General features: G+C 63.8%; 9 protein-coding genes. 1 reads left to right on the top strand and 8 read right to left on the bottom strand.

The window, feature by feature from the left end; translation table 11 throughout:
- Positions 1–18: 18 nt before the first annotated feature.
- A complete protein-coding gene (locus CUJ91_RS02295) occupies positions 19–3,129 on the bottom strand; it encodes a sensor domain-containing protein (protein ID WP_114156666.1) in 3,111 nt (1,036 codons plus the stop codon).
- Between the two features lie 200 nt (positions 3,130–3,329).
- On the bottom strand, positions 3,330–3,806 hold the full coding sequence (locus tag CUJ91_RS02290; protein WP_114155791.1) for a nitrate reductase associated protein: 477 nt from the start codon (positions 3,804–3,806) through the stop codon (positions 3,330–3,332).
- Between the two features lie 123 nt (positions 3,807–3,929).
- On the opposite strand from CUJ91_RS02290, the gene fdhD reads away from it, so the two are divergent.
- Positions 3,930–4,757, top strand: a complete 828-nt coding sequence (gene fdhD / locus CUJ91_RS02285) for a formate dehydrogenase accessory sulfurtransferase FdhD (protein ID WP_114155790.1) — start codon at positions 3,930–3,932, stop codon at positions 4,755–4,757.
- Positions 4,758–4,808: 51 nt separating this feature from the next.
- Here the strand turns inward: fdhD and CUJ91_RS02280 are convergent, their stop codons facing one another.
- From CUJ91_RS02280 to CUJ91_RS02255, 6 genes are all read right to left on the bottom strand, one after another.
- Positions 4,809–5,579, bottom strand: coding sequence for an enoyl-CoA hydratase (locus CUJ91_RS02280; protein WP_114155789.1), 771 nt, complete (start codon positions 5,577–5,579; stop codon positions 4,809–4,811).
- A gap of 147 nt (positions 5,580–5,726) precedes the next feature.
- Positions 5,727–6,926 (bottom strand): acetyl-CoA C-acyltransferase, encoded by a 1,200-nt coding sequence (locus CUJ91_RS02275; RefSeq protein ID WP_029970476.1) that lies wholly within the window; start codon positions 6,924–6,926, stop codon positions 5,727–5,729.
- 30 nt (positions 6,927–6,956) lie between these two features.
- A complete protein-coding gene (locus tag CUJ91_RS02270; RefSeq protein ID WP_114155788.1) occupies positions 6,957–9,392 on the bottom strand; it encodes a 3-hydroxyacyl-CoA dehydrogenase/enoyl-CoA hydratase family protein in 2,436 nt (811 codons plus the stop codon).
- Between the two features lie 127 nt (positions 9,393–9,519).
- Entirely contained in the window at positions 9,520–11,307 is a 1,788-nt protein-coding gene (locus tag CUJ91_RS02265; protein WP_114155787.1) for an acyl-CoA dehydrogenase C-terminal domain-containing protein, read from the bottom strand.
- 68 nt (positions 11,308–11,375) lie between these two features.
- Positions 11,376–11,975 carry a TetR/AcrR family transcriptional regulator gene (locus CUJ91_RS02260; RefSeq protein ID WP_006047961.1) on the bottom strand — a complete coding sequence of 200 codons (600 nt, stop codon included), beginning with the start codon at positions 11,973–11,975 and terminating at the stop codon, positions 11,376–11,378.
- Between the two features lie 254 nt (positions 11,976–12,229).
- Complete coding sequence (locus CUJ91_RS02255; RefSeq protein ID WP_114155786.1) at positions 12,230–13,795, bottom strand: tetratricopeptide repeat protein; 1,566 nt, start codon at positions 13,793–13,795, stop codon at positions 12,230–12,232.
- Positions 13,796–13,827: the final 32 nt, after the last annotated feature.

The following is a 13,827-nucleotide window of genomic DNA, read 5'->3' as shown; positions in this document are numbered from 1 at the left end:
GCAGGCGTTAGCCAGGCTTCAGGCCATCGCCGGTTCGTGCGCGGTGCCGCCTTTCATCAGCTCGGAGATCGCATCAGTCGACAAAGGCTTCGCGAAGTAGAAGCCTTGCATCTCGTCGCACGCGCGCTCCTTCAGAAAGTCGAGTTGCGCCGAGGTCTCGACGCCTTCGGCGATCACTTGCAGCTTCAACGAATGCGCGAGTGCGATGATCGCCGACGTAATGGTCTCGTCGTCGCCCGAGATGCCGATGTCGGACACGAACGAGCGGTCGATCTTCAGCCGGTCCACCGGAAAGCGCTTCAGGTAGCTGAGGCTCGAATAGCCGGTGCCGAAGTCGTCGATTGCGAGGCCGATGCCCAGCGCGCTCAGTTCGTTGAGCATCGACACGGCTTCTTCGGCATTGCGCATGATCGCGCTTTCGGTCAGTTCCAGTTCCAGGTATCGCGGCTCGAGCCCGGTTTCGTCGAGCACCTGCATCACGAGCTTGGCAATATCGCGCTGCTGGAACACACGCGCCGACAGGTTCACGGAGACGCGCGCCGGCGGCAAGCCGAGGTCTTGCCACGCCTTGTTTTGACGGCACGCTTCGCGCAGCACCCATTCCGACAACGGGCCGATCAACCCGCTTTCTTCGGCAACGGGAATGAACGACGACGGCGGCACGAGCCCCACTTCGGGATCGCGCCAGCGCACCAGCGCCTCGGTGCCGACAATCCGCCCAGTGTGAATATCGACTTGCGGCTGGTAGTGCAGCAAGAACTGGTTGTCGCGCAGCGCGCGCCGCAGACGCCGCTCCAGGTTAAGGCGCGCGCCCGCGCTCGCGTTCATCTCGGGCTGATAGAACTGGAACGTGTTGCGGCCCATGTCCTTCGCGCGATACATCGCGAGATCGGCCTTTTTCATCAGCGTTTCGGCGTCGTCGCCGTCTTGCGGGAACAGGCTCGCGCCTAGGCTGCAGCCCACGTACAGTTCCGTTCCGTCGAGCCACACCGGCTCCGAGATCGACGCGCGCACGCGCTCCATCCACGCAATCAGCGATTGTTCGTCGACGGTATCGGTCATCACGACCACGAACTCGTCGCCGCCGTGACGCGCGACCGTATCGCTCGTGCGTGTGCAGCGCGCGAGCCGCTCCGCGACGACACCGAGCAGCCGGTCGCCGACGCTGTGGCCCAGGCTGTCGTTGACGTTCTTGAAGCCGTCGAGATCCATGAACACGACCGCGACGCCCTTGTGCTGCCGCTGCGCGACGATCAACGCATGCTGCAAGCGGTCGCGCAACAGGTTGCGATTCGGCAGGCGCGTGAGGCTGTCATAGTTGGCCTGATATTCGAGCTGTTCCTGATAGCGCATCAAGTCGGTGACATCGTTGATCACGCCGATGTGATGCGTGATGATGCCTTCGGCATCCGGCACCGGCGCGATGAAGAGCTGATTCCAGAACAGCGCGCCGTCCTTGCGATAGTTGCGCACCACCGCGCTCACTTCGCGATTCGCGGCGAGCGCCTCGCGGATCAGCGCGACGCCTTCCTGCTCGCGATCGTCGCGTTGCAGCACGCGGCAATCGTGGCCGATCACCTCGGCGGGATCGTAGCCCGTGATGCGCATGAAGGCCGGATTCACGTATTCGATCAGATTGCCCGCCGGCGAAGGCGCCGTGATCAGAATCGCGTTGACGCTCGCATCGAGCGCGCGGCTTTGCAGACGCAGCGCGAGATCGGCGCGCTTGCGCTCGGTGATGTCCGTGTACGAACCCAGCACGCCGATCACGCGGCCGTCGCCGTCGGTGAACGGCAGCTTGCTCGTGACCGTCGTGCGGTGCACGCCGTCTATCACCACGTCGACTTCGAAATTCATCTTCGGCACGCCCGTGCCGACCACTTCCCTGTCGTGCGCGTTGAGCAATTCGGCGAACGCCCGCCACGGCATGTCGGCGTCGCTCTTGCCGACCACCTGCTCGGGATACGACAGACCCGCGTCGCGCGCGAACGCCATGTTGCAGCCGAGATAGCGCGACTCCAGGTCTTTCCAGAAAATGCGCTGCGGGATGTTGTCGATCACCGCTTCGAGCATCTGGTTCGAGCGCTGCGCCTCGGCTTCGGCGTTGATCTGCTCGGTGACGTCGTCGGCGAGAACGAAGAACGCGGCGCGGCCCATGAAGTTCAGCGCGTGATAGGAGATGTCCGCGCTTATCACCGAGCCGTCCTTGCGCCGGTGATGCCAGATGCCCGCCATCGTGCGGCCGCGCTCGGCGCTGTCGGCGCGCTGCAAATGCGACTCGAGCCGGCCGATCTCGCTATTGGGCCGGATCGCGCGAATCGTCATGTCGAGAAACTCGCTCTCCGAATAGCCGTACTGCTTGATCGCGGCCGAATTGACGGCGAGAAAGCGCAGCGTCTCGCGCTCGAAGATATACATCGGCACCGGATGATCGTCGAACAGGCTGCGAAAGCGCTCGTCGTTGCGGCCGAGCGCGCGCACGCTGTGCAGCTTCTTGCGCGCGCTGCTTTCGCGTGCGCCGAAGGTGAAGATCAGGAGCGCCGCGCCCGCCAGCATGGTCGCGATCAGAAACAGCGCCGCGTGCCGCCGCTCCTTCGACGACGCCGCGAGCGACGCCTGCAACGCGCGGTTCTCGGCTGCCCGCAGCGCGGCGAGGCCCGCTTCGACACGCTGCAGCCCGAGCCCGGCGTGCATGTACGACGCCGCCGTCCATGCGCGCGAGGCGGCCGGCTCGTCGGCGTCGCGCGTGAGCAGCGCATCGCCGATGTCGCGTTGCAGCGCGCGCCGGTCCGCGCCGACCTGGGCGAGCGTGGCGAGCATCGCGGGTTCGTCGGCCAGTTCGCCCTGCAACTTGCTTTCGAGACTCGCGAGCGTCGCGTTCATCGTCGCGGCCGCGTCGACGGGCGGCGGATCGCCCGCGGCCTCGAGGCGGCCGAGCGCGGCGAGGCCGCCGTCGAGCGCCGACTGGTACGCGTCGAGGCTCTGGCGAACGTGCGTCGAATGCAGCATGCGCGCGTCGGCCTCACGCTGGCCGGCGATCTGCAAGCATGCGGCGAACACGTTTGCGCCGAGCGCGACGGCCACGACCGCTATGTTGATCAGCAGCCGCTTCGAGATGAAAGGAGTCATGGGTTCCGAACGTCGATCGTTCTTCGGGCGGGAGCGCGAGGCCGCTTGCGATGCGTCCGGCGGCATCGATGCGAGTCTTTTACGCGCTAACCTTTGGATAACGGCAGCGTTCGGAACAGGTTGAGGGTGGGAGGTGAAAAAAAGTTGGTGGGGTGCGCCTAGCCGGCCGCACCTAGCCGGCCGCACCTAGCCGGCCGCACCTAGCCGGCAGCGCCAAACTCCTTCATCGCCGGGATGAAGTCGTGGTTGATCTCCTGCTTGCGCGACAACTTCGCCAGCACGTAGCGCTTGAACGGCTCGAGCTCCGCCCAGCGCGCGGCACTCGGACCCGCGAGACCCGCCAGCTTCGCCTGACGCTCGACGCTTTCGGGCACGCTCGCCGTGTCGCGCCACGCGGGCGCTTCGTCCGGCGTGAACCACTCCGGTTCGACGTTCGCGTGCGTGCGCAGCATCTCGAACAGCGCGTGATCGAAGTTGGGCTCGATCTCCGCGTCGTCTTCGACGGGAAAACGCGCGAGCAGCTTGCGGTCCTCCAGCGGCAGCATTTGCCATTGCGCGAGCGAAATGCGCAGCCCGAAACGATCGAGATTGAAGCGAACCGACATCGGGATATAGGTGAAATTCTGCGACGACTCCACCTCGAAGTTGAACAGCAGCGGTGCTTCGTTGAGTCCCATGACAGTTTCCTCTTGGATGACGGGCAACGCACAAGGCCAGCTTGAGGTATTTTAGAACCTTATTCGTGCGTCGGCGGCGCGGCATGGCCGGGCGCACGCACGGCATCAACGGAGTGAATCAGCGTGAACGAACTGCAAGCAGGCCAGCCCGGCGCGGTGGAGCGTCAGGTGCACCGCCATCGCGGCGCGGCGGTGGAAACGGTCACCGACCACGTCGGCCAGGAGTGGCCGGTCGCGCTCGTCTTCAACGGCATCTCGCATGCGGTGATGATGTGCACGCCGCGCGATCTCGAAGCATTCGCCGTCGGCTTTGCGATTTCGGAAGGGATTGTCGAGCGCGGCAGCGACATTCAGGACATCGAGGTCGAACTGCATGACGACGGCGAATTGCCGCACGCCGAGGTGCAATTGCAGGTCGTGCAGCAGGCATTCGTCGCGCTGAAGGAAAAGCGCCGCGCGTTGGCCGGCCGCACCGGCTGCGGCGTGTGCGGCATCGAAAGCATCGATCTGCTCGATCTGAAGCCGGAACGCGTGCCCGACACCGGCTTTTTGCAGCGGCTCGCGCCCGACGCGATCGCGCGCGCGGCCCGCGATTTGCCCGCGCATCAGGCGTTGACGCGCCTCACAGGCGGCCTGCACGCGGCTGCATGGTGCGACGCGGCGGGCGCGATCCGCTATGCGTTCGAAGACGTCGGCCGCCACAACGCGCTCGACAAACTGATCGGCCAGCTCGTGCTCGATCGCGCGGATACCAAAGAGGGCTTCGTGTTTCTGTCGAGCCGCGCGAGCTATGAACTCGTGCGCAAAGCCGCGCGCGTCGACGTGCCGATGCTCGCGACGATCTCCGCGCCGTCGTCGCTGGCGATTGCGATTGCCCGCAAGGCCGGCGTGCGGCTCGTCAGCTTCTGCCGCGAAACCAGCTACGTCGATTACGACACCGCCCAGCCCTGAGCGGCTCGTGTGAACAGGGCCAAGTGGGCGCTTTGCAGCCGCCCTGCTTGCTCAGTCGAATTGCCGGAAGTGCGGCTTGCGCTTCTCGAAGAACGCCTTGAACGCCTCACGCGCTTCGGGCGCGATCAGCATCTTGCCGAAGTGCAGCGCTTCCTCCGACATCTGCGTTTGCAGTTCCTGGTGGCTCGCGCGCTTCATCAGGCTCTTCGTCACGCGCAATGACGACGCCGGCAACGCGGCGAGCTTCGCGGCTTGCGATGCCGCGAACGCGTCGACTTCCGCAGCCGGCAACACGCGATTCACGAAGCCCATGCGTTGCGCTTCGGCGGCGTCGAACGCCTCGCCGAGCAGCAGCTTTTCCGCCGCTGCCTGATAGCCCGCGACGCGTTGCAGCAGCAAACTCGACGCCGCTTCGGGACACAGCCCGAGTTGCGCGAACGGCAACGAGAAGCTCGCCGAATCCGCGGCATAAACCAGATCGCAATGCAGCAGCAGCGTCGTGCCGATGCCCACCGCCGGCCCCGCGACCGACGCCACCACCGGCTTTTCCGCCGAACTGATCGCGCGCAGGAACTGGAACACCGGCGCGTTTTCGCCCATCGGCGGCGCCTTCATGAAGTCTTCGAGATCGTTGCCCGCGCTGAAAATGCCCGCGCTGCCGCGAAACAGAATGGCGCGCACGGACGCATCGGCTTGCGCGTCGACCAAAGTGTCGGCCATCGTCTGATACATCGCGGCCGTGATCGCGTTCTTCTTGTCCGGCCGGTTGAAGGCAATCGTCAGCACACCGTTGGCGCGCTCGACCAGAATGTCCGTCGTCATGTTCGTCTCCTTCATGTGCTACAGAAACTGCTGCGGAAATCGCCGCTGAAACTGCTGTAGTAAAAGCAAAAACGGTTCGCAAGCGCGAGGCCTGCGAACCGTTGCGAGTGCCTTAACGGCATGCCGCGTGCACCGAAGCGAGCCGTATCACAGCCGCTCGATGATGCCCGCCGCGCCCATCCCCGTGCCGACGCACATCGTCACCATGCCGTACTTGTAGTTGCGGCGGCGCAAGCCGTGCACGACCGTCGACGCACGAATCGCACCCGTCGCGCCCAGCGGATGGCCGAGCGCGATCGCGCCGCCGAGCGGATTGATCTTCGACGGATCGAGGCCCAGGTCCTGAATCACCGCGAGCGATTGCGCGGCGAACGCTTCGTTCAACTCGATCCAGTCGAGGTCGTCCTGTGTCAGACCCGCGGCCTTCAGCGCGGCCGGAATCGCTTCCTTCGGCCCGATGCCCATGATTTCCGGCGGCACGCCGCGCACCGCGAAGCTGACGAAGCGCGCGAGCGGCGTCAGGTTGAACTGCTTGAGGATCTTCTCCGACACGACGATCAGTGCGCCCGCGCCGTCCGAGGTCTGCGAGCTGTTGCCGGCCGTCACCGAGCCCTTGTTCGCGAACACCGTGCGCAGTTTCGCGAGACCTTCGAGCGACGTGTCGGCGCGTGGGCCTTCGTCGAGCGAGACTTCGCGCGTTTTAACGCGCACTTCGCCCGTGGCGAGATCGGGGAAGCGCTCAGTGACCGTGTACGCGGCGATCTCGTCGTTGAATTCGCCGGACTGCTGCGCGGCGATTGCGCGGCGATGCGATTCGACCGAGAACGCGTCTTGCGCTTCGCGGCTGATCTTCCAGCGCTCGGCGACTTTCTCGGCGGTCAGGCCCATGCCGTACGCAATGCCAACATCTTCATTGCGATCGAAGATATGCGGCGACAGCGACGGCTTGTTGCCCATCATCGGCACCATGCTCATCGACTCGCAGCCGCCCGCGATCAGCGCGTCCGATTCGCCGACACGGATGCGGTCCGCGGCCATCGCCAACGCGGTCAGGCCCGACGCGCAGAAGCGGTTCACCGTCACGCCGCCGACCGATTGCGGCAGGCCCGCGAGCAGCGCGCCCATGCGGGCCACGTTCAGGCCCTGCTCGGCCTCGGGAATCGCGCAGCCGACAATCGCGTCTTCGATCACCTTCGTGTCGAGGCCGGGCACTTGCGCCACGGCGGATCGGATTGCATGCACCAGCAGTTCGTCGGGGCGCGTGTTCTTGAACACGCCGCGCGGCGCCTTGCCGATCGGCGTGCGGCTCGCGGCGACGATATATGCGTCTTGCAATTGCTTGCTCATTTGTTTCTCCGAAATTTGCGCGCGTCGCTATTAGTTCCGCACCGGCTTGCCGGTTTGCAGCATGCCCATGATCCGCTCCTGCGTCTTCTGCGTGCCGAGCAGATCGACGAACGCGCGGCGCTCGAGTTGCAGCAACCATTCTTCGTCGACGAGACTGCCGCCTTCCACGTCGCCGCCGCACACGGCTTCGGCGATGCGGCTCGCGATCAGGAAATCGTGCTCGCTGATGAAGCGGCCGTCGCGCATGTTCACGAGCGATGCCTTGATGGTCGAGATCGCCGAGCGTCCGGCAACCGGCACTTGCGTGACGCGCAGCGGCGGACGATAGCCCGCGCCGGCGAGTGCGCGCGCTTCCTTCTTCGCGACGTCGAGCAACTCGAACACGTTGAACACAATCGTGTCGGACGGCTTCAGATAACCCATCGCGCGGGCGTCGAGCGCGGACGCCGACACCTTCGCCATCGCCGCGTTTTCGAACGACTTCTGCACGAACTTCAGCAGGTCATTGGTCGCGCCGACTTGCGTCGCGGCTTCGGCCGCGCGCAACGCCGCTTCCTTCAGACCGCCGCCCGCGGGCACGAGACCCACGCCGACTTCCACGAGACCGATATAGCTTTCGATGTGCGCGACGCGCTTCGCGCTATGCAGCAGCAATTCGCAGCCGCCGCCGAGCGCAATGCCCGACACTGCGGCCACAACCGGCACGCTCGCGTACTTCACGCGCAGCATGCCTTGCTGGAACTTCTTCACGAACGGCTCGATGCCTTTGGCGCCGCCCATCATGAACGCGGGCATCGCTTCTTCGAGGTTGGCGCCCGCCGAGAACGGGCCGCCCGGCGCGCCGAGTTTGAGCGACGTCGGCTGCCAGATCACGAGGCCCTTGTAGTCCTTCTCGGCCAGTTCGATCGCCTGCGTCAAACCGTCGATCACCGACGGTCCGATCGTGTTCATCTTGCTCTTGAACGACACGATCAGAACATCGTTCTCGCCGGCGCGGTCGTCGACCCATGCGCGCACCGCCTCGGTTTCGAACAGCGTCTTGCCGTAGGTCTTCGGGTCCGCAGCCGTTTCACCGACGAGCGGCGCGCGGAACACCTGGCGCTCATACACGCCAAGCGACGAGCGCGGCACGAACGTCTTCGAAGCCGGCGACCACGAACCTTCGTTCGTATGCACGCCGCCCTTTTCGGCGACGGGACCGTCGAGCACCCACGAAGGCAATGGCACAGTGGAGAGCGCCTTGCCTGCCGCGATGTCTTCCTGCACCCATTCGGCGACCTGCTTCCAGCCCGCCGTCTGCCAGCCTTCGAACGGACCTTCGTTCCAGCCGAAACCCCAGCGGATTGCGAGGTCGACGTCGCGCGCGTTATCGGCGATGGATTCCAGATGCACGCCGATGTAGTGGAACACGTCGCGGAAAATGGACCACAGGAATTGGGCTTGCGGATGCTCCGATTCGCGCAGCAGTTTCAGCCGCTCAGCCGGCGGACGCTTCAGAATGCGGCCGACCAGTTCGTCGGCCTTCGCGCCGCCATCCACGTACTCGCCCGTTTTCGGGTCGAGCACCTTGATCGCCTTGCCTTCTTTCTTGTAGAAGCCGCCGCCCGTCTTCTGACCGAGCGCGCCCTTCTTCACGAGTTCGGCGAGCACGGCCGGCGTTTCGTAGACCGGGAAGAACGGATCGTCCTTCAGATTGTCCTGCATCGTCTTGATGACGTGCGCCATCGTGTCGAGACCGACGACATCAGCAGTACGGAACGTGGCCGACTTCGCACGGCCGAGACGCGAGCCGGTCAGGTCGTCCACTTCGTCGAAACGCAGGCCGAATTTTGCGGCCTCGGTAATCACGGCGAGAATCGAGAAAATGCCGACGCGATTCGCGATGAAGTTCGGCGTGTCTTTCGCGCGCACGACGCCCTTGCCGACCACGCTCGTCAGAAACGTTTCGAGTTGATCGAGAATTTCCGGGCGCGTGGTCGCGGTCGGAATCAGTTCGACCAGATGCATGTAGCGCGGTGGATTGAAGAAGTGCACGCCGCAAAAGCGCGCCTTGAGTTCGTCCGCGAAACCTTGCGACAACTCGGTGATCGACAGGCCCGATGTATTGGTCGCGAAGATCGCGTTCGGCGCGATGTGCGGCGACACCTTCTTGTACAGGTCGTGCTTCCAGTCCATGCGCTCGGCGATCGCTTCGATCACGAGGTCGCATTCGGCGAGCTTCTCGATGTCGTCGTCGTAATTGGCGGGCTGGATGTACTGCGCGTCGTCCTTCACGCCGAACGGCGCGGGCGACAGCTTCTTCAGATTCTCGATCGCCTTCAACGCGATGGCGTTCTTCGGACCTTCCTTGGCGGGCAGGTCGAACAGCAGCACCGGCACCTTGGCGTTGATCAGGTGCGCGGCGATCTGCGCGCCCATCACGCCGGCGCCGAGCACGGCTACCTTGCGAATGATCAGATTGCTCACGTTGTTCCTCCGGGGAGTTATGCGGTGTCGCGAATGTGTCGCGAGTTTGTCGACTACTTCGCGATGGATGTGGCCGGCAAAGTCGCCGCGTTGTTTGAACCGGCGCGGCGATTTTCCGCGAGTTGATTTAGAACAGCGCTTCTTCGTAGTCCATCAGCGGCTTGGAACCGGCGCGCGCCTGGCGAATCGTCATCGCCGTTTCGGGCAGCAGCTTCGCGAAGTAAAAGCGCGCGGTGGCGAGCTTGGCCTTGTAGAACGGATCGCCCGATGCTTCGTTATCCAGCGCGACGCGCGCCATGCGTGCCCAGAAGTACGAGAACACGAGATGGCCTACAGTGCGCAGATACGGCACGGCCGCGGCACCCACTTCGTCCGGATTCTGCATGGCCTTCATGCCGATTTCCATCGTCAGCTTCTGCACCTTTTCGCCGATGTCGGCGAGCGGGTTGATGAACTCCTGCATCTCCGGCTTGATGCCTTCGGCTTCGACAAACTCGGTCACGAGCTTGCCGAACTTCTTCATCTTCGCGCCCATGTCGCCGAGAATCTTGCGGCCGAGCAGGTCGAGCGCCTGAATCGCGTTCGTGCCTTCGTAGATCATGTTGATGCGCGCGTCGCGCACGTACTGCTCCATGCCCCACTCGGCGATATAGCCGTGGCCGCCGTAAATCTGCATCGCGTGATTCGTGCCTTCGAACGCGTTGTCCGACAGGAACGCTTTCAGGATCGGCGTGAGCAGCGCGACGAGATCGGCGGCTTCCTTGCGCACGGATTCGTCGGCGTGCGACAGTTCCTTGTCGATGTGCAAAGCGGACCAGTACGAGAACGCGCGCGCGCCTTCGGCATAGGCCTTTTGCGTGAGCAGCATGCGGCGCACGTCGGGGTGCACGATGATCGGATCAGCGGCTTTGTCCGGGGCCTTCGGACCGGTCAGCGAGCGCATCTGCAGACGTTCTTTCGCATACGTCAGCGAGTTCTGGTACGCGACTTCGGTCAAGCCCAAACTCTGCATGCCGACGCCCAGACGCGCAGCGTTCATCATCACAAACATCGCGTTCAAGCCTTTGTTCGGCTCGCCGACGAGCCAGCCCTTCGCGTTGTCGAGATTGATCACGCAGGTCGCGTTGCCGTGAATGCCCATCTTGTGTTCGATGGAACCGCACTTCACGCCGTTGCGTTCACCGGGCTCGCCTGCTTCGTTCGGCACGAACTTCGGCACGATGAAAAGCGAAATGCCCTTGGTGCCTTTGGGCGCGTCCGGCAGACGCGCGAGCACGAGGTGAACGATGTTCTCCGCAAGATCATGCTCGCCGCTGGAGATGAAAATCTTCGTGCCGCTGATCGCATACGAGCCGTCGCTATTCGGCTCGGCCTTGGTGCGCAGAATGCCGAGGTCGGTGCCGCAATGCGGCTCGGTCAGACACATGGTGCCGGTCCATACGCCCGACACCAGCTTCGGCAGATACACCTTTTGCAGTTCCGGCGTGCCGTGCGCGTGCAGGCATTCGTATGCGCCGTGCGAGAGGCCGGGGTACATCGTCCATGCCTGGTTCGCCGAATTCAGCATTTCGTAGAGCGCGTTGTTGACGAACGCGGGCAGCCCCTGGCCGCCGTACTCGGGATCGCAACCGAGCGCGGGCCAGCCGGCTTCAACGTACTGTTGATAGGCTTCCTTGAAACCCTTCGGCGTGGTCACGACGCCGTCGCCGACGTACGTGCAGCCTTCCTGGTCGCCGCTGTGATTCAGCGGAAACAGCACTTCGGAGCAGAACTTGCCGGCCTCTTCGAGCACGGCGTTGATCGTCCCGGCGTCGAGATCCGCGTGCTTCGGCATCTGCTTGATCTCGGCTTCGACGTTAAGCAGCTCGTGCAACACGAATTGCATGTCGCGCAGCGGCGCGGCGTACTGTCCCATGAGTCTCTCCAAAGTTTAAACATGAAGCCAGGCCGTTAGCTGCACGCGCGACGCGGATCGGCTCTCTGCTAACGGCTTTCGCTTTGATACGAAACAATCAGTTTTTCCAACGCGGCCCACGTCAGACGCACCGCATCCGGTAGATGCAGGAAACGCGCGTCGTGATGCAGACCCAGCGTGAAGCTGTACAGTTCGAACAGCATCAATTGCGGATCGGTGTCCGCGCGCAGATGCCCTTCTTCCATTGCCTGCGAAATCGCGCGGGTGAGCGCCGCGCGCCACATCGTCACGCTCGACACCAGTTGTTCGCGCACCTGGCTGTCCGCGCGGTCGTCGTATTCAACGGCGCCGCTGATGTAGATGCACCCGGTGGTCACTTCCTGAATGCGCTTCTCGATCCAGCGCGAGATCATCGCGCGCAAACGCGGCAATCCGCGAGGCTCGCGCAGGCTCGGGAAAAACACCTCGTCTTCGAAACGACGGTGATATTCGCGCACGACTTCCACCTGCAAGTCCTCGCGCGACCCGAAATGCGCGAACACACCGCTTTTGCTCATCTGCATGCGCTCGGCCAGGAGGCCAATCGTCAGACCTTCGAGTCCGTCGCGGCTTGCAAGATCAAGTGCTGCATCGAGAATTGCGGCTCGCGTTTGTTCGCCTTTTCGCATAGCTTTTACCGTTCTAATGTGACCGAAAGAAAATCGAACGGCCGTACTATTATTGAGTGGCGCCGTCCGCGAAACAAGGACTTTATTAGAAACCGGTTTCTAACCTGGCTTCAATTTTGGGGCATGTAGCAATCAGAGGAATCGGATTTTTTAGAGGGGTTTGTCGTCAGGCAGTTTTGCATTGCTCCATCTGCTTCCTCGAACTGCGCAGCCGGCTGACATGATGCAGCAGCGCAAGCGAATCTAGAACACGTTTAAGCTCCGATTGCGTAGCGCTGCTTGAGTGCCTCGCATGTCCGCGCGAGCACGTCGTCCCAGTCGTCGCGCTGAGTTTGCGTGAAAAGACGCAAGCCCGGATACCACGGGCTGTCGTCCCGTCCGCGCAGCCAACGCCAGCAACCGGCGAAACGGTTCAGCAGCCATACCGGCTTGCCCAGGGCCGCGGCGAGATGCGCGACCAAGGTATCGACGGAAATCACCAGATCGAGGTTGGCGATCAGCGCGGCGGTATCCGCGAAGTCCGTGAGATCGGCGGTCCAGTCCGTTAGGCGCGCCTGGCTGGCCGGATCGGCCAGCTTGGCGGGATCGTCGGTCTTTTGCAGACTGATCCAGCGGATCTGATCCAGCGCGAAGAGCGGCGCAAGCTGAGCTGCGCTGAGGCTGCGCCGGCGATCCACGGCGATGCCCGAATGGCCGCCCGCCCATACCACGCCGATGCGCGGCAAATGCGCGTCCGGCAACGCGTCGAGCCGCGCGCGCCAGGCGGCGGCACGCGTCATATCGGCGTGGAGATACGGCGTGTCCGCCGGGATGGTCGCGACTTGCGTGCCGAACGCCATCGGCAACGACATCAGCGGGCAATAGCGATCCCAGCTCGCAAAATCGGACACCGGCTCGTCGAGCAGCACGAGCCCCGGCCAGCGCGAACACAGCGATTCTTCGTACAGGCGACGCAGCGGCGCCGGGCATACATAGCCGACCTGCGCGAACAGTTCTAGCGCCATTGGCAGGTAGCGCACGAATTGCAGACTGTCGCCATAGCCTTGCTCGTCGAGCACGAGCAGACGTTCGCTGCGCATACGTTTCGGCTCCGCTGCGCCGACCACGGCGGGGCTTTCGCCCCACCAGCGCGGCAACGGCGCCTGGATGGGCACTCGCGCGGGACTTCCGTCGGCGTGACGGAAGCTGACCCAGCGGTCCTCGAAATAGGGCCACGCTTCCTGATAACGGCCGGTGGCGAGCAGCAGCATCGACAGGTTATTGCGCGCGACGAGATTGGCCGGCGCGAGTTCGAGCGCGCGCCGGTAGTGATGCTCGGCTTCCTGCAGTGCGCCCAGGTCCGCGAAGATGCGGCCGAGGTTGTTGTGCGCCGCGGAGTGGCCAGGTTCAATCTTGATCGTCCGACGGTAACTGACTGCCGCGTCTTCCGGACGGTCGAGATGTTGCAGCGTCAACGCCAGGTTGTAGTGAAGCGCAGTGAACTCCGGCTGCAGTGCGAGCCCCTTGCGCAAACTGTCGACGGCTCCGTCGTGATCGCCCAGTCTGAGCTGAATCGCGTACAGCGTGTTGTAGAGGTTCGCTTCCGGGCCGAGCTGGATCGCCCGCTCGAGCCAGTGTCGCGCCACTTCAGGCTGGCCGGTGGCAAGCGCGAGCAGGCCCTCGAGATGCATGGCGCCGGTGTGCTCGCCGTCCAGCGTCAGGATTTGCGCGGCGAGCGCGTGGACGGTGTCGTGGCGACCGGCCCGGTACGCTGCCAGAGCCTGGTCATGCAGGCTTGATATGTTGCTGTTATCGGATGCGGCTTCGGAATGCGCTGGCATGGGACGGACGGACCTCGATGACTGGCCGGTGG

It is taken from the genome of Paraburkholderia graminis (assembly GCF_003330785.1).
GTDB lineage: Bacteria > Pseudomonadota > Gammaproteobacteria > Burkholderiales > Burkholderiaceae > Paraburkholderia > Paraburkholderia graminis.
The sequence above is the reverse complement of the archived record's forward strand: the minus strand, read 5'-3'. Positions and strand labels throughout refer to the sequence as shown.